Below are 21,626 nucleotides of genomic sequence, written 5' to 3' on the forward strand. Positions count from 1 at the left end.
TTAGAAGAGGGGGGTAGTTTTACGCCGCTCGCAAAAGAGCAGGGTGCTCAACCAGGTTACCACGCAAGCGCTCTTAAGGAGCTGTTCCTAGGGGAGCCTAGTAGGTAGCTAGCCACTGGGCGCGCAGGGCTTCGACGCTTAAGGCTGGCCGTTGCCGGTGCAGCATGCGGTGACAATTCGCGCACACGACGGCCACCTCGTCGAGCGACGTTGTCAACCCCTGCGCCCACAATTCTTCAGGTCGTTCCGCGAGTGGATTTTTATGGTGACACTCGGCAAAATCTTGCCCGAGCGCGCCGTAGTGCTGCTCAAAGTTAAAACCACATACTTCACACGTGTAGTGATGCAGGCGTTTGGCTTCGGCCGCTAAGCGGGGGTTGCGGGTAAAAAAATAGGCTTCGCGCAGTTTGCGCTGGCCTTCTTGGTACTCGGTTGGTCGGCGAGTTGTGGTCGTCGTCGCTGGGAGAGAAGGCCCGTCGAGCGCAGTCCTTTCGACCCCCAGCGCATCTTGTAAGACCTGATACAGGTGAGCCGTGCAACGCGTTAAGTATTGGCCTTGGGTGACGCGGATAAGCGGGCCGTAGGAGCTGAAGGGGTAGCGAGGGGGCCGATTAGGCACCAGCTCCTGCCGCACTCGGGCTAAGTAGTCCGGGTGCTTGTTAAGGTCTTCGGGGTTGAGCCGAGTAGGTAGGGGTTGATACTGGGTTAGGTCAACGCGATAATAGGCGGGGGCTACCCACCGGCCGGGGCTCGGCGGAGCCAGGGTTACTTCCTGACACGGGTGGTGCACGAAGGAGAAGCCGCAGAGTTGCGTATATGACGGCCGCCCATCCCAGGCATGCCGGTAGAAATGAAGCACGAGATCGCCTGCTTCGGGCTCCCACATAACCTGATACCGCGCGGCGCCCCCTTCATCGACCGCGGGGCTCCATAAGCAGGTGCCAAACTCCCACCCGGGTCCGCCATGCCCGTGATGAGAGCTGGTGATCTCCACCCAAACAGCGCGGAAAGCGGCAAATTCTGGTAACATCCGTTTTTACGGACAAGATAATGGTGATAGGTATAAAACGAGTTAGAGGTCAGCACCCACTAGCTACTACTAGTCGTCTTTGGGCCGTTTTCAGCAGGAAGATGGACAATTATAAGTGCCTAGAAGCAATCACCTATGCCAAGCCACTTATGTGAACTAGCAGAACCAAATAGCCACTTTGCAAGGCGCCTATCAATGCGTTTGGAAGCAAGGCCCAGCAAGGCGCGGTGTTTTTCTAGATTAATATAAATATCTTCGTCACTAATAGGCCTTAAATCATTATATAAAGCCTGTCAATTGTAGTATTAGGTGATTTTATTACCCCCTCATCAGGAAATATCTTTACTTCTCTCTTTCTATTTGTGGAATTCAGTACTTCATTTTGTATACCTCGCTTACCTGCTGCTGCGGTTGCTTGCTTGCTAAGCCTTAGCTGCTTTTCAGCCGTGGCGCAACGGCCCGTTAAACGCGTAGTCTCGGTCCCCACTAAAGCGAAAGCGCCGGTTCGGCCGGTAGCTACCCCCCTTAGCTGGGCAGCGCAGCAGCGGCACGCGGTGCCCCCCACCGCCAGCCTTTATTGGGAGCTCACCTATTTTGATGCGACCAATCAACCGATTACCGACTCGCTTATTGCCCTAACGGACACCAAACTGATCCAGTGCATACGACGCGATAAAAGTACGCAGGCCCCCGTGGGCCTGACTCGCCAGGTATACTGGCCTTCCTTACGCAGCGCCGCCGAAGGCAAACTAGGCCTCGTCGCGGGCGAGGAAAAGCCCGTTGGCCCGTGGACTTTCTGGTATGACCACGCCCCGAGTGTCAGCAACAAACGCTTGCAAGTGGCATACGATGCCGAAGGCCAGGCCATTGCTGGCACGCTCCAGCAGTGGCCGGAAGCTCAGCCCAGCTGCAAGTATGTCCTCGAGAACGTCTTGCCCATGGCGACCAGCAAGCTTACCTGCCAATTCTGCCCCGGCACTTCCCGCGCCATCTTTCCCCTCGACTTACCAGCGGATGCGCTGGGTATCATCTTCAAATTTGATATTCGCGATGAGGCGGAAGGCGTCGTTTCCTTCCAAAACGTAGCGGGGGTGGCCGTGGCCTTCACGGTGGGTGGGCCAATGGCGGCGCTTAGTTCCTATGCCAACGCGTGGCGCTCCACGGGGGCCACGCCCACGATCAGTACGAAGTGCACCTATTTCCTTACCACCGACAAGGAGGCAGCTCAGCAATGGTACGCCAGCAAAGGCACGATTTTACCCGCTGCGACGGCGATCTTCTATGCCCCGGAAGGCAATTTCACGAACGAAACTCGCCCCTTACCTCTGCCGAGTCCGCTGCGTAACCTCTACCTCTGCGTGCAGAACAATAATGTGCACACCGATGCTTTAGCCACGATTTCTATCGCCGCCATGCGCCAACCGTGTCCATAGCCAGGTAGCTAGCCGCCGGCGATAAGCTTCCTGTAAAGATCTGGATCGTTAGCCACGGTGTGGCTCTAGGGAATGGCCCGTTGCCCCCCAGCTGCCTGCTTACATAGCGAGGTCCGCTCGTTTGCTTGCCCCCTTGCGCCCTAGCTTCGCCGAACCATCCCCTGATTTTGAACCTAGCAGCCAGGCCGCATTATGCTTACTGCTAACCTGCCCAGCCTTTGTACCCGCTATGAGTTCTTCCCTTGCCCACATCACTGACCTGCTGCGCCAATTCCGCGACGAGCGAGAATGGGCCCAGTTTCATAACCCTAAGGACTTAGCCCTGGCCTTGAGCATTGAAGCGGCCGAGCTCAACGAGCAGTTTCTGTGGAAGGCAGCCGAAGCCGCCGATCCAGCCAAGGTGCGCGAGGAACTAGCCGACGTGCTGCTCTACGCGCTGCAGCTAGCCGATCAGTACGGCTGGGATATCGAGCAACTCATGCTGGAGAAGATCGCGCGCAACGCGGAAAAATACCCCGTCCACAAGGCCAAGGGAACGGCCACCAAATACGATGAGCTCTAGCCCATGATTGTCTACCACAAAACCAAAAAAGCCTATTTAGCCGATAACCTAACCAACGCGATTGACGACATCATTCTCGGCCTAGTTAAGGAGAAGCTAAAACACGGGGTCGGCAAGCCACAACAACGAGCGTGGAAGCATTCCTTGCAGGCCATGGCCCTGTTGCTGAGCGATCCCGACATCCCCGCCGACTGCGGCATCTGCATTGAATACAAAGTGCCGCACAGTGGCAAGCTGATTGATTTCGTGATCACGGGGCAAAACGAACTAGGCGTCGAGCAGGTCATCATCGTCGAGCTCAAGCAGTGGCAACAAGCTGCGGCTACCGCCAAAGATGCGCTAGTGCGCACTCGCTTTCAGCATGGCGAGCAGGAGGTCACGCACCCCTCGTACCAGGCCTGGTCCTATGCCGCCTTACTGGAGGACTTTAACCTCACCGTCCAAGAGGAAAACATCGCGCTCCACCCCTGTGCCTACCTGCACAACTATGAGCCAGACGACGTGCTGACCGGCGCAGCCTATGCCGACTATGTGACGCGGGCGCCCATCTTCTTTAAAAACGATGCCGTGAAGTTCCAAGACTTCATCAAGCAGCGCATCCAGCGGGGGGATCATACGGGCATTATGCAACGCATTGACGCGGGAAAGCTTCGACCTAGTAAAAGCTTGGCGGATAGCCTCGCGTCGATGCTGGGCGGCAACCGCGAATTCGTGTTGGTGGACGACCAGAAGGTCGTGTTTGAAAACGCGCTGCAACTGATTCGGGAGAGCACGGAAGACCGGAAAAAGGTCTTGATCGTAGAAGGCGGCCCCGGCTCCGGCAAATCGCTGGTAGCCATCAACCTGCTGGTGGCTTTAACCCAGCAGCAAAAAGTGGTGCGCTACGTCACCAAGAACGCCGCGCCGCGGGATGTGTTTGCCTTCAAACTCAGTGGCAACCTGACGAAAGGCCGGATCGCCAACATGTTTACTGGTTCCGGGTCCTTCTACAACACCGAAACTACGGTCTTCGACGCCTTAGTAGTGGATGAAAGCCACCGGTTGAACGAGAAATCTGGCCTCTACAGCAATTACGGGTTCAATCAGGTCAAGGAGCTCATTGACGCGGCCAAGGTCACGGTCTTTTTTCTCGACGAGAAGCAGCGCGTGACGCTGAAAGACATCGGTAGCAAAGCCGAGATCCTAAAGTGGGCGGCCGTGGCGGGAGCAGAAGTGCAAGAGCTGTGCCTCACGTCGCAATTCCGCTGCAACGGCTCGGAGTCGTACCTGAATTGGCTGGACGAAACCCTGAACATCGCTACTCGGGAAGCGTATACGCCCGAACCACTCGGCTTTGACTTCCAGGTCGTGAGCAACCCGCACGAATTACGAGACATCATCGAGGAGAAGAATCGGGAACGAAACAAAGCGCGGTTGGTGGCCGGGTACTGCTGGACATGGCCCAACAAGAACAAAATCGTGGAGGGGGTATACGACGTGGTGCTCCCGGAGCACGATTTCGCCATCCGCTGGAACCTGACCCAAGACGGCGGCTTGTGGATCATGAACCCCGAGTCCGTTCGGGAAATTGGCTGCATCCACACCTGCCAAGGGTTGGAAGTTGACTACGTGGGCGTGATCGTCGGCCCCGACTTGGTCGTGCGCAACGGACAAGTGGTCACCGACGCCACCAAACGCGCTACCTCAGACAAGACGGTGCTGGGGCACAAGAAAATGAGTAAGACTCACCCGCAGGAAACGGCGGCCTTGCTCGACAGCATCATCAAAAACACGTACCGCACCCTCTTCACCCGGGGCATGCTGGGCTGCTACGTGTACTTCACGGACCCCGAAACGGAACGCTTTTTTCGCCAGCAGCTTGCGCAACTTCCTCCTCAAAAAGTGGCGACAAACTAGGTCCCATCTAAACACCATACTCTATTTAGTTCGAGCCATACCTTCTCTTGCATAGAAGGGCGGGCCGAATGTACCCGCCTTCCCATGACCGCAGCTGAGGTTACGAAACGTTACAAGGAGGTAGTTAAGCGCAGTTTTGATCGTCACCTGGACCTGTTTCTCACGGCCCATTTTCTGCGTTCGCCCACCCAAGACTTAGCGAATGCTACCCCGCAGGCATATGCGATGTTCCAGCTCGAACCATTAGAATGGGACTACTACCTTCGTTCGCATCAAGCCAAGCGTCTCAGCGCTGCTTTTAGCGCAACTAGCACCGTCGGAGCCCTCGATCAGGCCATCCAAGATTGGTGGGGGAAACATAAGGTCCAGGGATTGCAAGCATTTCAGCAGGCTCACAAGCAGCATTGCATTTCCGAGGATGACTTTCGCGCGTTGTTCCCCTTAGAAACTGAACTCTGCTGTGTGTACTGTGGCATCACAGCAGGACAATTCCAACGCCTCATCCGCGCAGGACAAGTGCAAACCAAGCGGCTGCGGACTCGGGGCTCTACGTTCGAGATTGATTGTCGAGAACCCCGCCTAGGCTATGCAGCCGGTAACCTGGCCCTGTGCTGTTATTGGTGCAACAACGCCAAATCTGACGAGTTCAAGGCCGAAGAGTTTCAGCCGGTCGCCGAGGCGCTCGGGCGAGTATGGCGGCAGCGACTAAGAAACGTTGATAACTCAAGTCTGGCTGAATAAATCATTGCTAGCAAAGTTTTTACCTGTCAAGCCAGCCCTTTCCTATATGCTTTCAGAGCCTTCCTTCTTTCAATCCGCCGACTTGCTGGCTTTTCACCAGCGCGTGCGTACAACGCAGCGCTATGATAGCCACAATGAGCATGACCAAGCCTTTGCGCGTCACCTAAAAGCAAGCATTTTTACCAAAACTAGGTATTGGACCCAACAAGTAGCAAGCCGATTGCCACCCAGCCGATACCAGCATGTGACCCGGGAGCAATGGGAGCAGCGGCACTACTTTCGTCTTTACTCGTGGGGACGTTTTTTCTTGACTGATTACGTCGACAAGGGCTTTTATATCACCTTAGGTGTTGATTCTGGCAATACACTCCGGGCCCGAAACTACGCAGCCCAAGGTATTTTTCCTGCGGAGCCCGCCCTGATTTTAAAGTTGGATGTCCATAGAACGCAACCCCCCTTTCCTGCGCCGCACCGCGCTGGAGGCGAAGAATTGTTGTTCAGTCTGCCCCTAGCGACTCAATGGCGCCGAATCGGCGCCGACGAGCTGCATGCCTATGATTGGCCTCGTTTAATCACAGAGACGGTTGCCTTTATCGCGCAACACGAGGAAGACTTACGCCGCATCTGGGCCGCGGCGGGCTGTCCAGATCCAAGCAAACCAAGCATGGCGCTATTAGGAGCGGGCATATCGGAATTCATCCTCGAAGGAAAAACACCCGTTGTCTCTCCTCCCCGCGAAGTGGAAGCCAATGATGGGCATAAGCGCCTAAGCAACGCTTTACAAGAGTTACTGGCTGCTCACGGTTATTCGGAAGTGACCCGGAGCAATTCTATTACTTATCCAAACTCCAGCAAGTATTCCAACGAAGTAGATATAAAAGCCCGGGATATTGAGGGCAACATCACCTTCTTCGAAATCAAGGCCCTCTCTACCTTGGACGGCTGCATCCGCGAGGCGCTGGGGCAGTTGTTAGAATACGCTTACTGGGCGACTACCGGCGTTCCCCTAGCAAGCAAATTAGTCATTGCAACGGCTCACCCCCTTTCTCAGGCAGCTCACCAGTATCTCAGCTACCTTAAGCACACAGTTAGCCTTCCGATTGATTACGTGCAGATTAATTTAACGAACCAGCAACTCACATTTGCTCACCTTTAGGGAAGCAGCGAATCCACTTTCATTAGGTAGGTTGAAGCTGCTTCCCTGCAGAAAATCTGCTATGCTCAGAGAAGTACAGTACTCCCTATCATTCTTGCTAATTTTCTTGCGGTATCTCACAGGGTCCTTGTAGGTAACCTGAGTGCTAGATACATCTGAAAGGACACCAAACAAGCCGTTATTGAATCGCTCGGTTCAGCCGTTACGCTCTTTACTGTAAAGGGCTTTTTACATTCTAGTGGGGGTCGTTGACCACACGTAAAAGGTCCTCTAGCTTAGTTAAACAAGTCTTTCGCGAACAGTACTACCATTGCCTTCCGCCTGCTGAAAAGGTTAACAGTGCTTCTCTTCGGTTCTAAACACGCGCTAAATCAAAGCTGGGTAATGACCTACTTTCGTCCGGCAGCTCCTTGCCGGACGCCAGAAATAGGTGAGTAATTCTTTCCTTATATGAAGCTTCGAGAAATCGTCAATGTACTCGATGGCCAGCCCAATGCCATGCGCCGAGCGCTGATTAGCGAACACCTCGACGCGCTGGGCGTCCGCTACGTTGAGCAGCGCTATGCTAGTGGCACCAACTTGGTGGTCGATTTAGGCCGGGCCGAAGGCAAAATCGGCGTAAGCTCTCACTTCGACCGGGTGCCCATTTCGGCCGGCGCCAATGACAATGGCTCAGCCATTGCCGTTTGCCTCGATATTGTGCGCAAGCATCAAGAAGCCAGCAGCAAAGCTGGCTTGCGGGTATTCTTTTTCGATGAAGAGGAGACAGGGTTGAAAGGGTCGCGCGCTTACGTTGAACAATACGGTACCGGGAACTTAGCCGGCTTGCTCAACCTAGAATTGGTCGGCATGGGCAATAAACTGGCTTTGTGGCCCGTGGCTACTGCGCATCGTGGCGCGCTCATTAACACGTTCGAAGCGGTTGCCCGGCGTCAAGACGTCAGTACCAACCGGTTTGGCCAGCTGGTGACCAATACTGCCGACCATATGCCTTTTCTTAGCGCTGGGCTGCGGGATGCCTTTACCATCACGTGCATTACGGACCAGGATATAACTGTCGCGCAGCACTATTTTCAGGCCCTTGCGCAGCAAGCAGACCTGTCGGTACTGCGCGAGATCTTAGCGCAAGCCCCTCTTTTCAAGCATTATCATCAGCCTACCGATACCTATGAGAAGCTAAGCGAAGCGACCTTAGCCATGACGTCCGCCGCCGTATGGGAAACCGTCTTGGCCGCCCAGTAGCCGCTTTGGTCCCTGGTTAACAGACCTACTTGCTGCCTAAAGCCCTTGCTCGCCCTGTGGTGCTTGCCTTCCTAGCGGTATCGTGCTCCGGGTGCGGGATACCTCTTCACCTGTAACGGTTAACAAAGGAATGTGACTATTGCTAACCAACTGCTCAACCGCATGATACCTTGTCATGATTCCGAGAGGACGCTTATAAGCACTAATTATGTGCTTGGACAAAAGCTAGAAGAGGCTTGTAGCACAAACCAATCATTTTCTAGCTTTTAGCCAAGTACTAGCGCGCTTCACGCTAGTGCCCGTGGTGACGCCTCGCCCAAGGGCAACCTAATGGTGAAGGTGCTGCCCTGACCGGACTCGCTGGTCACGGTGAGCGTACCGCCGTGGCCCTGGGTGATGAGGTCGTAGCTCAGCGAGAGCCCGAGGCCCGTACCCTCGCCGGCGGGCTTGGTGGTGAAGAAGGGCTGGAACACCTTGGCTTGCACCTCGGCACTCATGCCTGTGCCGTTGTCCTGGACCTGCACCTCGACGTGCTGGCCCGCCTGCCGGGTGCGTACGCTGACGGTGGGCACGTAGCTCGCCTCGCCGGCCAACTGGCGCTGCTGCACGGCGTAGAAGGCGTTGTGGCAGAGATTGAGCAATACCCGGCCCAACTCGGTGGGCGCGGCCTCGACCTTGGGCAAGTCGGGGGCTAGGTCGGTGACTAGCTCGGCAGTAAACGATGGGTCTTTGGTACGCAGGGCTTGGTAGGCTAGGGCCAGGTACTCCTGGACCAGGGCGTTAAGGGGCGTGGGCCGGCGCTCAGCGCTGCCCTGGCGCGAGTGCTCGAGCATGCCGCGCACAATGCGGCTCGCCCGCTGCCCGTGCTGGCTTATTTTCTGCAGGTTCTGGTTCAGGTCGCCCAGCAAATCGGCCTCCAGGCCCTGGTCGCGCGTGGGGCGGGCGCCCGCCTCGGCCAGCTCTTGCACCAGTTCTTGGCTGACGTCGGCGAAGTTGTTGACGAAGTTCAACGGGTTCTGGATTTCGTGGGCGATGCCGGCGGTGAGTTCGCCGAGGCTGGCCATCTTCTCCTTCTGAATGAGCTGGCCCTGGGTGGCTTGCAGCGTGAGCAGGGCCTGGTCCAGCGCGTCACGCTGGCGGGCAATTTCCGCGTTCTTGGCCCCTAGGTGCAGGTTGGCGCGCTGGCGCAGCACCGCGTTGCGCCAGAACAGGCCCGCCGCCACGGCCACGCCCAGCAGGCCGGCCAGCAGCAGGTACACTTGCTGGCGCTGGCGGGCGCTTTGCTGTTCTTGCAGCTGGCGGCTCTTGGTGAGCAGCGCAATCTGGCTCTGCTTTTTCTCCAGCTCGTAGCCGTAGCGCAGGGTAGCGGTTTTACGCTGGGTGGCTTCGCCGGTGAGCGTGTCTTTGTAGGCGGCGTACAGCCCTTTGTAGCGATAGGCCGCCGCGTATTCGCCACGCCGGGCGTAGAGCCGGGCCAGCAGGTCACTGGCATCGCGCAGGGTAAGCTTATCGCCGAGTTGCTGGGCGAGGGCAAAGCTGGGCCGGGCCAGGGCCAGGGCGCTGTCGGGCTGGCCGAGCTTGTCGTACACATCCGCCAGGGTCACCTGGATAATGGGTAGTTCGCGGGTACTGTGCCTGGCCACGATGCTGGCGTAGACCCGCCGGGCCGTGGCGCGGGCCAGCGCGTAGCGCCCTTGCTGCCGGTACACGTCGGCGATGTTCACTCCTTGCACGTCTTTATTGACCTCATCGTGCAGCTGGCGATGTATCGCTTGGGCTTGCTGGTAGTAGCGCAACGCCTGCGGCCACTGCTTTTGCCCCGCGTAGTTGTTGCCGATATTACCCAACGTTGCCCCTATCATCACCGAATCGTGGACCTGCTGCGCGCTTTGTAGCGCCGCCCGCGACAGGGCGAGGGCCGCGGGGTAGTCTTCCAGGTTCGTGTAGAGGGTGCCGAGCGTAGCCTGCAGGCGGCACAAAATCTGGGGGTCGCCGGCCTGCTCGGCCAGGCGCAGGCCCCGCAGACCCAGCGTCAGGGCGGGCACGGGGTTACCCTGTAAATCTTCTATCGTACTCAGCTGCATGTAGCTCTTGGCCTCCTGGCCTTTGTTGCCCAGGCGGGCAAAGAGCTGTTGGGCTTGCTGGGCCGCCTGCCGCCCCAGTCCGTACTGCGTCCGCAGCCGGTAGAAGTAGGCGAGCTTGAGCTGAGCGGCGGCCTCCCCCCGCGCGTCGTGCAGCTGCCGGGCCAGGGCCAGGGCTTGCTGGGCCAGGGCCAGCGCCTGGGGCGACTCAGGCGAGCGCTTGTTGGCCTGCGCCTGCAGCTGCCGCACCCGCGTCGTATCAGCGAGCGAAAGCCGGCGCCCGGCGTCTGGGGCCGGGGTTTGGGCGGGCAGCGACTGCGCCGCCAGCAGGCCCAGCAGCAGCAGGCAGAGACGACACACGAGCGGGGGCGCAGAATAGTGCTGTTTCATGCGGGCAATGTACTGCAAAGCAGGCATTTTGACAGGCGCTTACTGCCACTTGCCAGGCGTGCGTGAACCCTGCAGCCGATGTACCGCTCGAAGAAGGTGCTATCTAGGCGAGAAAGTAACGAGGGTCCGAAAGGTGCACCTTGTTGAGCCTACCCTCTGCTGGGTGACCTCGCGCAAAACGGCTAAGAGGTAGGATAGGTCAGTGGCTGGGCGGTGGCTGGGCGGTGGTTGCGCCGCACACGGAGGCTGCTTTCCGCTTAGTCAGCTCCGCAGTCCCTAATTGTAAAGTCCTTTCATTTGGATATATCCTATTCAAATAGAGTACATTACTGTCAAAAAGCAATGCCAAGTAACATCTGCTCAGGGTGCTTTTGTGCTTGCTGACGGTTGGGCTGATACCCTAGGTTTGCGTCGTCTTCTTGCTCATATTACTAGCCGGGCTCGCGCCGCACCTGGTCATTCTGTTCAACATCCCCCTGAATTCGCTGGTGCTAGGGGTCGCCTGGCACACCGCGCCAGACAGCCCGGCGCCCGGCAGCCACCTGCTGCACCCGCAGTGGCTCCTCTAGGTGGCCCTGGCACTCCCCTTTCGCTAGTTAAGTCGCGGCGTGGCTTGGTAAGCTCGCAGTTATTTCCTCTTCCTTTTTGCCTGTTTACTATGCGCGCTTTCCTGCCTCCCGTTCTGCCACTAAGCACTCTCTGCCTGCTGGCCGCTACTGCCCACGCCCAAACTACTTTTTCGCTAGGCCCCACCGTCGGCTATAATCTGGCTACCGCTGCGTACCAAGAATCGCGGTATGCGGCAGGTGCTACCACGGCCTCTCGAAGCGGCCTAGAGGCCGGGCTACGCGCGCTCATCAGCCGCGGTCACGTGAGCGTGCAGCCCGCGCTGCTCTACTCGCAAAAGGGGTTTACCCTAAACCGAACGGTTAGCTCTTTCTTGGGGGGCAATTCCTCGTATACCAACCAGACGCACGCCCGCCTGTCGTATCTCATTCTACCGGTAAGTGTAGCGTACACCCAGCGAGCGACGGGCAGCGGCGCGCAGGTATTTGCGGGCCCTTACGTAGGCGTGCTCCTCGGGGGAACCTACGACTACTCGACGGTGCGCACGGCCAATGGTACCGCCCTGTACGAACAAGGTCAGGGGAAGGTAGAATTTAGCGACCGGTACGCCACTACTGACCCCACTGACACGCGGGTGTATTCCCAACGCCTGGATGCAGGACTACAAGGAGGGGCAGGCTATCGCCTGGGCAGTACGCTGCTCCAACTCAGCTACAGCGTGGGCTTGCGCAACTTAAATGCTACCTATGCGCTCAATCAGGGTTCTACTCCCGCACCAACTTATCAGAATCGGGCCTTCCAAGTAGCCCTGACTTACGTGGTAGGGAGTTCGCGCTAGCCGGCTGCTCCCCTGAGCTAGGTAGTCCGCCGAGTAGCTACCAGCCTGTGGTAGAAACGAACAAAGAGGGCAGATAACTTACGCAGCCCGCTTGCTTGTTTGCCCTATGCGCAAGTACAGGCCGCAAGAAGGTGCACCTTACGGACGCATCCTTTTTCGGCTTCCCAAACCCCCACCACGCGCCAGAAACGCACTTGCTATCGAATTTCTGAGCCAACACATCGGCGAGGCACTTTCTGAACCCTCTAAAAGTGCGTCTTTTGGACCCGAACTAGCGGTTCGGAATAACAACTGCTACAGTCAACGAATTTAGTTTCGTTATTCTGTTCTATGACCCTTGATCCACCCATTACTCATACGCTTAGCCTGCTGGATGCAGCTTTGCGCACTCTTGGAGGGCACCAGTTAGCCGACGAACAAGTATTTGCCTTGGATAGGGAAGTTAGCCAGCCCTACTACCAACGCTTTGTTCTAGCAAATCCCACGCCCATGCACCTCGCAGTTTGGTTTGAGGTGGCCACAGCAGGGACGAGCTTTTACATTGACCGTAGCGCGGAACTGCCAGCGTGGTCCTATGCCTGGATTCAGGAGAACCCCAGCACCTTCCAAGCGGAAATTTGCGTGTTATTCTCGTCTCATATTTTAGTCGAACACTCCGGCAACCGAACAGTGCTGCGGCTCTTTGGAACTCAGGGCGTGCAACTGCGGCAATTCACCTTTACGCAAGGCCTAGCTCTCAACTTTTTTCGGAAACATCATTTCACACTTTACCCACCGTTAATCTCCTAGAAGCAATTGTCTTTCGAACGACCACTACCCCTCCAGAAAAGGCTCCTTCGCTGGATGCCAAGAGACATTCGGAAAACCTATCTTAAAGGCCCCATAAAATACATGTCTTATGGGGCCTTTTTTTGGAGTAAAAATTACTCCATTACCAATAGTTTATCACAGATAAAATACTGTAAAATAATAATTTACTTCTTGAAATAAAGCTGAAATTGGAGTCAAAAACAGTTCTGATTTTAGCTCTATTACTGAGACTATAATTAGTTCGGTTAGTAGAACTATTTAGCAGATGATTTTCGGCGTTCTTTCTTAATTTTCTCTTCAATAGCTTCTATAATAAAGCTGTGAATTGATTTTGGCTTTCTCCGAGGCTGAGCTTCTTTGATAGCCTGCAGTTCATGAAGCATGCTAGCGTAGAGCCTAAGCGTAAATGATTTCTGAGTGTCTTCTTCATCCTTAGGCGCTTCCGGTATAGATACAGATGCTGGCGTTGGGCGCATGGGCCCTAGTAGCAACTCATCAACAGACTCAGTAGGTTTGGCTAAATGGGCCAGTGAGATTTTCTGCTTGCTCATAGTGTGGCGACAATTTCGGCGGTCAAGGATTCATAGTCTTGAAGGGCAGCGCAGGTAGGAGCCCATTCGTATAAAGACTGGCGCTGCACCTGGGCCTCGGCTACCGCTACGTTCTCTCGAATGGTAGTAGTCATGAGTAACTGACCTAGGTTGGGGTGTTCGTGCATCGTTTCAACGAATTGATGGTGCAGGCTACGGCGGTAGCTAGCTGCATACTTCGTCAAAAAAAGGCCACCAACTCGCAGGCTAGGCGCAAAATTTTTCTTAATTCGCTCGACTAATTCTAGTAGGCTTTGCAATCCGTTGAAGGCAAAAAACTCTGGAGAGGTAGGAATGAATACCCGGTCAGCTGCCGTGATAGCTGCTAATGCAAGTGGAGAGTTCGGAGAAGGGTTGGTATCGAATATCAAATAATCTACCCGGTCAGCTAATCCTTCCATGGCGTTGCGCAGCACTAGCGCATACATAGCATCGGCTCCCAATACCTTCTCAGCGGCGGCTAATGTAGGGGCAGCCGGTACCAACCAGAGATTCTCTCTTATAGGCTGCATTACATCAACTAAGCTAGCTCCAAGCCCATCGATAACCTGTGTTAAACTTTTCGTAAGGTCTACTTCAGGCAAACATTGCGTCAAATTCATCTGCGGGTCACAGTCAACTAGTAACACCTTGTTACCTGCATGAGCTAAACACTCTCCCACTGCCCAGGCAGAAGTTGTCTTCGCAACTCCTCCCTTCCTATTTGCAAAAGTAATAACATTCATTTTCTGCTTGTATTTGAAGGTTTTATCCACAACAAATAGAACTGAAATCAGCCCTATTACTAGTTGTGTTATTAGATTTGCAATCGAACCTATTTGTGGGGGTAAATTTACGTCCGAACATAGAACTACCGTCAGTGCTTGAGTCTTCCTTCTCATACTTCTTTTAAAAATGGTGGTGAGTTGACAAGTGCTCAAACTTTGATGCAGGTTATTGATGTACATACACGAATCCGCCCCTAGTGCGCGAAGCCTCAGCGTTGGGTGATAATCGGGGACTACCTTCTAAAGATTCAAAAAACAACCTCAAAAAATGAGAAGCTCATTCCTTTTATTAAGTTTTAATATTATTTAAAATTAGAGGCGGCATAACTTGTTGTTTACCAATATTTTATTTCGACGAAAAGCGCGAGAAGTACATTGGGACGCTCGCAAAGTACATCTGAGACAGCCCGAAAAGCGCGGAAAATACATTGGGACAGCGCCGGAAGTACATAGGACTGTCCCAAAAGCGCCGGAAGTACATCCGGGACAATTCACCAGTAAGCAAATCATATTTTACGGCTAGCTTCGCTACTACTAACTCATTAGGTTCCATGCAGTCCCCATCTATCAAGGGCGTCAGCTTCGACAAGTCAAAGGGAAAATGGAAAGCGCGTACCATTCGCGATGGTCGCACCATCAACCTGGGTACGTTTGCCTCACAGCTTGAAGCCGCGCAGGCGGTAGAGCAAGCGACTATATCGCTGCCCACTGCACCAGCTAAGACGGACAAATTGCCACTGCTACCTGTTGACCATGAAGAGATAGTAGCAAAAGCACAGCGTACTAAGCTTGTAGCCCAACATAATACGCTTGTTGAGACCCCGACTACTACTACACTATTGGAAGCCAAAATATTTGCACTAATGCTGCGCTGCGTTAGTAGAAGCGATGTAGAGGCCCCTACTGCAGTCATTCCGTTGGAAGACTTATTCCCGAGCTTCGGGGGTAAACAGCATCAGTTGTTGGAAACGGCTATGCGGCGTATGATGAGTGCAACGATTCAGATACCAGAGCTGAATCAAGAGAACGTGCACTTGGTATCACTATGTGATTCAATGCGCTATGATTCTGATACCAAACTCCTTGTAGCTACTTTTGGTAAGGCTGTTATTCCGTATTTGGTCAACCTAGTGGGTAACTTCACAACGGCCGATGTGGACGAGCTACTTGCTATCAAGAGCAACAATACCCACAAGCTCTACTGGCTTATGCGTTCTTGGCAGTTTAAGAGCCCACATACTGTCAGCGTAGATGAATTGCGTGAACTAACCACGCCCAATAGTCAATTTACTCGTTACTCGGAGTTTAGAACAAAGGTGCTCAAGCCTTCAATGGCAGAACTAAATGAGTTGAGTTTCGATATTACTTACACCGAGCGTCGGCAGCGAGGGAGAGCCGTTACTGATATTACATTTAATATCAGTAAAAAGACCAATGCAAAGCAACTTGCCCTTCCAATAGAAGCTGCAGTTTTAGAATTGCCAAAACAGCAGCTGACACCATTGCAGCAGAAAATAAGTACTCGTTTGACCAAACTTAAGCTGACGCAGGCTCAAATCAAGAAAGTGCTAGAGGTAGTAGTAGGGGAGGAGCCGCTCACCAAACTGCTGAAAGAGACTTATCCGGTATTACGCGACTTCGAAACGAAGGCCAAGCCGGGAGAGAATGTAGCGGCGGCGACAATGACGCTCTTGAAGAGTACATTTCCCGCTATTTGGGCGGCTAACTAGCTACGAATCAAACTAGTATAAAATAGTATTCCGTGTAATTCACAGCCCTTATACTATTATAAACTAGTGAATTTAGAGCCTCTATTGCCCTTTTACTTGGGGAGCGCGGGCACTCCCTTACCGGGTGTAACCGTTTGCTAGTATGCTACTTGACTTACCGCTGCTCGGGCGCTGGTTGACGGGCTGGAGCCTGGCGCGCGGCCTACCACTGCCTCAATTAGTTGGAGGTGGCTTCGTTGTTGAGGTTGGCTGGCCCGCGCAGGTACGGCGCTATGTCTTTGGGGAGGCTGCCGAAGCCCTGCAAGCCTGTATGGCGCGCCGCCACGCCCCCTACACCTATGTCAAGGCTGCTGTCGAGCCGGCCCAGTTGCAGCGCCTACTGCCCCCGGGCTGGCACCTCGACCAGCCCCGCTACCTGATGAGTGCTCCTGCGGTCCTGGCCCCGTCCGTGCCCCTGCCCCCAGGCTACGTGGTGCAGGTTGCCACCGAGCATGGCGCGGCGGTGCACCGCGTACTCGATGCCACCGGTCAGGTAGCCGCAAGCGGGCGTGTGGTCTTGCACCAGGGAACGGCCGTCGTTGACCGCCTCGAAACCCAGCCAGCCCATCGCCGACAGGGCCTGGCCACCTACCTCATGGGGACCCTGGAAGCGGTCGTGGCAGAGGCCGGCATTGCCGAGCGCTTACTCGTGGCCACCGAAGCCGGGTGCCCCCTCTACAAGCGCCTGGGCTGGCGCGTCCTGGCGCCCTATTCCACGGCCGTACTGCTGCCCGCCAGCTGACACGCGACCACCGAGGGGCCACCGGGGCGCCTGGCTTGCGGAAGCGGCGAACGGGTGAGGAACGTAGCTGCTGCGGTGGCGGGGGAAGCCTGGCTACGGATTAGCGATCCCCATACTGAGGGCAAGCCCTTTGGCCAGGGCGATCAACCAGTGCGTGAGGTGGCGCAGGAGACGTCCCATAGTCGTAGCGGCGGAAGGTAGGTAGAACCAGTTAAGTGCAATAGTAACAGATAGCGGGCAACTAGCGCGGGCGGGCGCCCTTCGCCGAAAGGCCACTGAACATAATCCGCGTTCTCGGACAACCCGTTCTGTGAGTAACGTTTTTGCTGCACCTACTTAGGGTAGCGTGGGCGATCCGGCCCACCTTATGACATTAATTGCTGGTGCCTTCGATTAAATATGATAAGCGCTACTAATGGCCGTTTTTTATAAACCTACCAGCTAGTTATGCTTCCTTGGCCAGAGCGTTTTTCTCCTGAGAAGGATAAGTAAAGGAGCCTAAACAACTTGCGCGCAGGTCTGCCCCCTCCGCGCAGCGGAGAAACCCCTGCCCGGCCCGCTACCTTCGTGGCGTATCGCTACCCAGTGTTAATGGCAGCTTCTCTCGTTTCCCTCCCGGCAGGTCTGCCGGCGGACCCCGCGTTACTGGCTACCCTGCTGGACTTGCTGCCGATGGGGGTTATTTACTACACCCCGGTGGTCGATGTCACCGGCACGCTCACGGACCTGGCGCTGGCCTACCTCAACCCGGCCGCCCAGCGCCTGACCCGGCTGCCCGCCCAGCCCGACACCACCTACCGCCAGCAGTTCCCCGCTACCGACGCCAGCGGGGCCTGGGACTTCCACCAGCGCAGTTGGCGGGGCCCGGCGCCCCAGCAGTTCCGGTTTCAGTACGCCGCCGATGGCTTCGACAGCTACTTCCGCGTCACGGCCCAGCGCCTGGGCGAAGGACTTTTAGTTGTCTTCGCCGACACCGGCGACGAGCGCCGCCGCCACGTAGAAGAGGCCTTACTAGCCAGTCAGGCCCGTGAGCAAGCGGCCCGGGCGGAGGCCGAAGCCCAGCAAGCAGAGTTACGCGCCGTGTTGGAGCAAGCGCCCGTGGCCATTTCCTTGCTGCAAGGTCCCGCGCACGTCATCGAGTTTGCCAATACCCGCATGGCACAGATGTGGGGCCGTTCCCTGCCCCAGGTGGTGGGCCGGCCCCACTTTACGGCCTTGCCCGACCTGGGCGGCCAGGGGTTCGAAGCCGTGCTCGACACCGTTTTTCGCACGGGGGAGCCGTACTATTTGCAGGAACAGGTCGTCACGATTCACCGCGCCGAGCAGCCGTACCAGGGGTATTTTAATATCGCCTACCAGCCGAGCTACAACGGCCAGGGGCAGCGCACCGGCGTTATCACCTCGGCCATTGAAGTCACCGAGCAGGTAGTGGCCCGCCGGCAGCTCGAGCAGCTGAATGGGGCGTTAGAAGCGCGCGTGCAGGAGCGCACGCAGCAACTGGTCGCCCAACAAGCGGAGCTGCAACGCATTCTCGAGCAGGCCCCGGTGGCCATCGCCGTCTTTCGAGGGCCCCAGCACGTGATTGAGCAGGCCAACGAATTGCAGCTCGCTATTTGGGACAAAACGCGGGAGCAGGCGCTCGGCAAGGGGCTCTTTGAGCTGTTGCCCGAGGTGGCGGGCCAGGGTTTCGAGCAGATACTCCGGGGCGTGATGGCCACCGGCCAGCCCTACGTGGGCATCGATGCGCCCGCCAGCTTCACGCGCCACGGGGTGCGGGAAGAGATTTTTGTTAGCTTCGTTCACCAACCGCTGCGCGAGGCCGACGGCCGCATCAGCGGCGTGATAGCCGTCATTACCGATACCACGGAGCAGGTGCGGGCCCGCCGGCACGTAGAGCAACTCAATGCCGAGCTGGAAGCCCGCGTGCAGGAGCGTACCCAGCAGCTGGCAGCCGCGCAGGCCGCCACCGAGCGCGAGCGCGCGCTCTTGCAGGCCCTCATTGCGCAGGCCCCGGTCGCCATCGCGTTGTTTCAGGGGGAGGACCTGTGCGTCGCGTCGGCGAACGCGGTGATAACGGCGCTCTGGGGGTACGCCCCCGCGCAAGTCGTGGGCCGGCCGCTGCTGGAGGGAGTTCCCGAGCTGCAAGGCCAAGGCTTCGACGACTTGCTGCGGCAGGTGCTGCGCACGCAGGTGCCCGTAACCGGGAAGGAAGTTCCCGCCGTGCTGTTGCGCGATGGCCAGCCCCACACCAGCTACTACGACTTCGTCTACCAGCCCCTCTACGACGCCCAAGACCAGCTAGTCGGCGTGCTCAACGTGTCCGTGGAGGTGACCGACCAGGTCCTGGCGCGCCAGCAGGTCGAGCACCTTAATGCGGAGTTGGAAGCCCGGGTGCAGGCGCGCACCCGCGAGCTGGCCGAACAGCAACAGCTCCTGCACCGCATCCTGGGGCAGGTGCCGGCCGCCCTGGCCACGCTCAGCGGCCCCGCACATCATTTTAGCTTCTTCAACGACTTTTACCAGGAGCTGTCGGGTCACCGCGCTACGCTCGGTGTCTCAGTGACCCAGGCGTTTCCCGAGGCAGTTGAGCAGGGCTTTGTGGCCCTGCTCGACCAGGTGTACCGCACTGGGGAGCTCGTGGTGGGTACCGATACGCCGGTCCAGCTCTACGACAATTCGCTTGGCCAGCCCCGCCAGTATTATATCGATTTCGTTTACCAGCCCCTCTTCGACGAGCGCCAACAGGTAGTCGGCATCCTGGCCTTCATCTTAGAAGTGACCGATCGGGTAGTCGCGCGCCAGCAGGTCGAGGTCGGGCAGGAGCAGGTGCAAGCCCTCAACGAGGAACTGGCCGCTATCAACGCGAAATTGACCGTCACCAACGAGGAGCTGTACGAAAGCAACCGCCAGCTCACGCGCACCAACACGGACCTGGACACGTTCGTCTACGCCGCCTCACACGACTTAAAAGCGCCCATTGCCAACATCGAGGGCCTGCTCAGTGCCCTGCGCGAGTACCTACCCTCCGAAGCCCAGGAGCCGATGGTGCCGCGCCTGGTGGGCATGATGGAGGGGGCCATCACCCGCTTCCAACAAACGGTAGGCCACCTCACCGACATCGCCCACCTGTCGGACGAACTGGGGCCGCCGCCGGAAACCGTCCACCTGGCCGCCCTGCTTGACGATGTGCGCCTAGACTTGCTCCCGCTGCTGGAAAGCACCTGCGCCGAGCTGGTGCTGGACGTGGCGGAAAGTCCCGCCGTGCGCTTCTCGACCAAGAGCCTGCGCAGCGTACTCTTCAACCTGCTCAGCAACGCCGTCAAGTACCGCGCCCCGGACCGAACGCCCGTGGTGCACGTGCGCGCCCACGGCACCGCCACGCACCTGGTGCTGGCCGTGCAGGACAACGGCCTAGGCCTCGACGCCGCCCAGCAGGCCCGGCTGTTCGGCATGTTTCGCCGCCTGCACACCCACGTTGAGGGCTCGGGCGTGGGCCTCTACCTGATTAAGCGCACCATTGAAAACGCGGGCGGTACCATTGCCGTGCAGAGCGCGCTGGGCGTGGGCTCTACGTTTACTGTTACCCTGCCCCGCGCTTAGCGCCCCTGCTTACACACGTACATGGAAAAATTAGCCCACGTTCTGCTCGTCGATGACGACGAGACCACCAACTTTCTCAACGAGCACTTGCTCCGAAAGCTGAACGTTACCGACCGCGTGCAAGTAGTCCACAGCGGGGAAGAGGCCATCGCATTGCTCACTCAACTCCCGCCCTATATGCCCGCGCTGCTGCTGCTCGACGTGAACATGCCCGGCATGGGCGGTATCGCGTTTCTAGAGGCGTACCGGTGCCTGCCGCCGGCGCAACAGGCCGCCACCAAGATTGTGATGCTCACTACGTCGATGGCCTCCCACGACCTGGGGCGCCTGGACGAGCTGCCGGTTGCGGGCCTCGTCAGCAAGCCCCTGAACCGCGCGAAGATCGCAACGCTGCTGCACCTGCATTTCCACCGCTCCTTGCCCCCCGAAGGCAGTGCTTAGGGTCCGGCGCACGGCCCCAGCAGGCCGCTGAGCCCCAGCTTTTGTGCCATGTCTCCACCACGCCCCGAATCGGGTCTTTTCAGGCTTGTCACATTTCTTAAACCGACGACTGGAAAAAGTGACGAGTTGAAAACCCGTTAATGCAGGCCTTACTGCGAAACCGATTGGTTGCGCCTATATTTGCAACCAATCGGTTTCATACTCCGGTCTCGACCCTATGCGCAGAGATATTTTCCACGCCATCGCGGACCCCACCCGGCGGGCTATCATCGCCTTGATTGCCCTGCAGGCCATGACTCCGAATGCCCTGGCCGACAACTTCCAGACCACCCGCCAAGCGGTGTCCAAACACCTGCGGGTCTTAACGGAATGCGAGCTGGTCCAGCAGGAACAGCTCGGCCGGGAAATCTACTATTCCCTGCGAGTGGACAGACTGCAAGAAATTGACCACTGGCTGAGCCAGTATAAGCAGCTGTGGGAAACGCGCTTCACCCAATTAGACTCGGTCTTAGCCACCCTCAAACACCAGAACCCATGAGCAGCCCTTTCGCCTTTGACTTCACGGTGGACAAAGCCGCCAAAACCGTGACGATCACCCGGGAATTTGACGCCGACCTTTCTTTGGTCTGGCAAGCCTTTACCAACGCCGAGCTCTTGGACCAGTGGCTGCCTCCGCGCCCGATGAAAGCCAAGACCAAATACCAGGACTTTCGAGTGGGCGGCAAACGCTTTTATGCCATGATCAGCCCCACTGGCCAGGAGCGCTGGGCCCTGCAGCAATACACGACCATTACGCCCAAGACCCATTTCAGCATGCACAATGCCTTTGCGGACAAAGAGGAGAATCTCGAACTGCCCGGTTCGGAATGGAATCATCTGTTTAGCCAACAAAACGGCACGACCACCGTGCGGATAGCGATTTACAATGAATCCCTCGAAAGAATGGAAAGCATCCTCGAGGGCTTCACGAA

At 56.9% G+C, this 21,626-nt stretch carries 19 protein-coding genes; 15 read left to right on the top strand and 4 right to left on the bottom strand.

The genetic code is table 11. The features are described from left to right. Window positions 1-97: 97 nt before the first annotated feature. Window positions 98-790, bottom strand: a complete 693-nt coding sequence (locus GO988_RS23305; protein ID WP_198173028.1) for an HNH endonuclease — start codon at window positions 788-790, stop codon at window positions 98-100. Between the two features lie 686 nt (window positions 791-1,476). Between GO988_RS23305 and GO988_RS23310 the strand changes: the two genes are divergently transcribed. The 6 genes from GO988_RS23310 to GO988_RS23335 all read left to right on the top strand — a co-directional run bounded on the left by GO988_RS23310 (window position 1,477) and on the right by GO988_RS23335 (window position 8,060). Then, window positions 1,477-2,463 (top strand): hypothetical protein, encoded by a 987-nt coding sequence (locus GO988_RS23310; RefSeq protein WP_157570045.1) that lies wholly within the window; start codon window positions 1,477-1,479, stop codon window positions 2,461-2,463. Window positions 2,464-2,692: 229 nt separating this feature from the next. Further along, the gene (locus GO988_RS23315) at window positions 2,693-3,025 is read left to right on the top strand and encodes a nucleotide pyrophosphohydrolase (protein ID WP_157570046.1); all 333 of its coding nucleotides are present in this window, start codon (window positions 2,693-2,695) and stop codon (window positions 3,023-3,025) included. A gap of 3 nt (window positions 3,026-3,028) precedes the next feature. After that, the gene (locus GO988_RS23320) at window positions 3,029-4,921 is read left to right on the top strand and encodes a DUF2075 domain-containing protein (protein WP_157570047.1); all 1,893 of its coding nucleotides are present in this window, start codon (window positions 3,029-3,031) and stop codon (window positions 4,919-4,921) included. A gap of 84 nt (window positions 4,922-5,005) precedes the next feature. Further along, window positions 5,006-5,662, top strand: a complete 657-nt coding sequence (locus GO988_RS23325; RefSeq protein WP_157570048.1) for a hypothetical protein — start codon at window positions 5,006-5,008, stop codon at window positions 5,660-5,662. Beyond that, window positions 5,637-6,818 (top strand): hypothetical protein, encoded by a 1,182-nt coding sequence (locus GO988_RS23330; RefSeq protein ID WP_157570049.1) that lies wholly within the window; start codon window positions 5,637-5,639, stop codon window positions 6,816-6,818. Before GO988_RS23325 ends, GO988_RS23330 begins: the two co-directional genes overlap by 26 nt. A gap of 450 nt (window positions 6,819-7,268) precedes the next feature. After that, window positions 7,269-8,060 (top strand): M28 family metallopeptidase, encoded by a 792-nt coding sequence (locus GO988_RS23335; protein WP_157570050.1) that lies wholly within the window; start codon window positions 7,269-7,271, stop codon window positions 8,058-8,060. Between the two features lie 287 nt (window positions 8,061-8,347). Here the strand turns inward: GO988_RS23335 and GO988_RS23340 are convergent, their stop codons facing one another. Further along, window positions 8,348-10,531 (bottom strand): ATP-binding protein, encoded by a 2,184-nt coding sequence (locus GO988_RS23340; RefSeq protein WP_157570051.1) that lies wholly within the window; start codon window positions 10,529-10,531, stop codon window positions 8,348-8,350. Window positions 10,532-10,950: 419 nt separating this feature from the next. Here GO988_RS23340 and GO988_RS23345 point away from each other — a divergent pair, with 419 nt between their 5' ends. From GO988_RS23345 to GO988_RS23355, 3 genes are all read left to right on the top strand, one after another. Then, the gene (locus GO988_RS23345) at window positions 10,951-11,100 is read left to right on the top strand and encodes a hypothetical protein (RefSeq protein WP_157570052.1); all 150 of its coding nucleotides are present in this window, start codon (window positions 10,951-10,953) and stop codon (window positions 11,098-11,100) included. 89 nt (window positions 11,101-11,189) lie between these two features. Further along, entirely contained in the window at window positions 11,190-11,936 is a 747-nt protein-coding gene (locus GO988_RS23350; protein WP_157570053.1) for a porin family protein, read from the top strand. A gap of 330 nt (window positions 11,937-12,266) precedes the next feature. Then, a complete protein-coding gene (locus GO988_RS23355; RefSeq protein ID WP_157570054.1) occupies window positions 12,267-12,725 on the top strand; it encodes a hypothetical protein in 459 nt (152 codons plus the stop codon). Window positions 12,726-13,000: 275 nt separating this feature from the next. On the opposite strand, the gene GO988_RS23360 is transcribed toward GO988_RS23355, so the two are convergent. After that, a complete protein-coding gene (locus GO988_RS23360) occupies window positions 13,001-13,297 on the bottom strand; it encodes a hypothetical protein (RefSeq protein WP_157570055.1) in 297 nt (98 codons plus the stop codon). Next, entirely contained in the window at window positions 13,294-14,091 is a 798-nt protein-coding gene (locus GO988_RS23365) for a ParA family protein (protein WP_198173029.1), read from the bottom strand. Before GO988_RS23365 ends, GO988_RS23360 begins: the two co-directional genes overlap by 4 nt. Before the next feature lie 563 nt (window positions 14,092-14,654). Between GO988_RS23365 and GO988_RS23370 the strand changes: the two genes are divergently transcribed. The 6 genes from GO988_RS23370 to GO988_RS23395 form a co-directional block, all read left to right on the top strand. Then, window positions 14,655-15,833 carry a RepB family plasmid replication initiator protein gene (locus GO988_RS23370; RefSeq protein WP_157570057.1) on the top strand — a complete coding sequence of 393 codons (1,179 nt, stop codon included), beginning with the start codon at window positions 14,655-14,657 and terminating at the stop codon, window positions 15,831-15,833. A gap of 142 nt (window positions 15,834-15,975) precedes the next feature. Further along, window positions 15,976-16,614 (top strand): GNAT family N-acetyltransferase, encoded by a 639-nt coding sequence (locus tag GO988_RS23375; protein ID WP_157570058.1) that lies wholly within the window; start codon window positions 15,976-15,978, stop codon window positions 16,612-16,614. 591 nt (window positions 16,615-17,205) lie between these two features. Then, on the top strand, window positions 17,206-20,214 hold the full coding sequence (locus GO988_RS23380; RefSeq protein WP_157570059.1) for a PAS domain-containing sensor histidine kinase: 3,009 nt from the start codon (window positions 17,206-17,208) through the stop codon (window positions 20,212-20,214). A 21-nt stretch (window positions 20,215-20,235) separates the two neighbouring features. Then, window positions 20,236-20,655, top strand: a complete 420-nt coding sequence (locus GO988_RS23385) for a response regulator (RefSeq protein WP_157570060.1) — start codon at window positions 20,236-20,238, stop codon at window positions 20,653-20,655. Window positions 20,656-20,872: 217 nt separating this feature from the next. Beyond that, on the top strand, window positions 20,873-21,193 hold the full coding sequence (locus GO988_RS23390; protein ID WP_157570061.1) for an ArsR/SmtB family transcription factor: 321 nt from the start codon (window positions 20,873-20,875) through the stop codon (window positions 21,191-21,193). Continuing rightward, window positions 21,190-21,626, top strand: a 437-nt coding sequence (locus GO988_RS23395; protein WP_157570062.1) for an SRPBCC family protein, incomplete at its 3' end; no start/stop codon positions are given. The genes GO988_RS23390 and GO988_RS23395, both read left to right, overlap by 4 nt.

The sequence above is a fragment of the Hymenobacter ginkgonis genome (assembly GCF_009755225.1).
Lineage (GTDB): Bacteria > Bacteroidota > Bacteroidia > Cytophagales > Hymenobacteraceae > Hymenobacter > Hymenobacter ginkgonis.

Bases quoted from the DNA above. Each gene is read 5' to 3' on its own strand.
- GO988_RS23375 (WP_157570058.1), top strand. From the start codon at position 15,976: ATGCTACTTGACTTACCGCTGCTCGGGCGCTGGTTGACGGGCTGGAGC.
- GO988_RS23355 (WP_157570054.1), top strand. From the start codon at position 12,267: ATGACCCTTGATCCACCCATTACTCATACGCTTAGCCTGCTGGATGCA.
- GO988_RS23315 (WP_157570046.1), top strand. From the start codon at position 2,693: ATGAGTTCTTCCCTTGCCCACATCACTGACCTGCTGCGCCAATTCCGC.
- GO988_RS23320 (WP_157570047.1), top strand. From the start codon at position 3,029: ATGATTGTCTACCACAAAACCAAAAAAGCCTATTTAGCCGATAACCTA.
- GO988_RS23350 (WP_157570053.1), top strand. From the start codon at position 11,190: ATGCGCGCTTTCCTGCCTCCCGTTCTGCCACTAAGCACTCTCTGCCTG.
- GO988_RS23340 (WP_157570051.1), bottom strand. From the start codon at position 10,531: ATGAAACAGCACTATTCTGCGCCCCCGCTCGTGTGTCGTCTCTGCCTG.
- GO988_RS23385 (WP_157570060.1), top strand. From the start codon at position 20,236: ATGGAAAAATTAGCCCACGTTCTGCTCGTCGATGACGACGAGACCACC.
- GO988_RS23325 (WP_157570048.1), top strand. From the start codon at position 5,006: ATGACCGCAGCTGAGGTTACGAAACGTTACAAGGAGGTAGTTAAGCGC.
- GO988_RS23390 (WP_157570061.1), top strand. From the start codon at position 20,873: ATGCGCAGAGATATTTTCCACGCCATCGCGGACCCCACCCGGCGGGCT.
- GO988_RS23380 (WP_157570059.1), top strand. From the start codon at position 17,206: ATGGCAGCTTCTCTCGTTTCCCTCCCGGCAGGTCTGCCGGCGGACCCC.
- GO988_RS23370 (WP_157570057.1), top strand. From the start codon at position 14,655: ATGCAGTCCCCATCTATCAAGGGCGTCAGCTTCGACAAGTCAAAGGGA.
- GO988_RS23360 (WP_157570055.1), bottom strand. From the start codon at position 13,297: ATGAGCAAGCAGAAAATCTCACTGGCCCATTTAGCCAAACCTACTGAG.
- GO988_RS23335 (WP_157570050.1), top strand. From the start codon at position 7,269: ATGAAGCTTCGAGAAATCGTCAATGTACTCGATGGCCAGCCCAATGCC.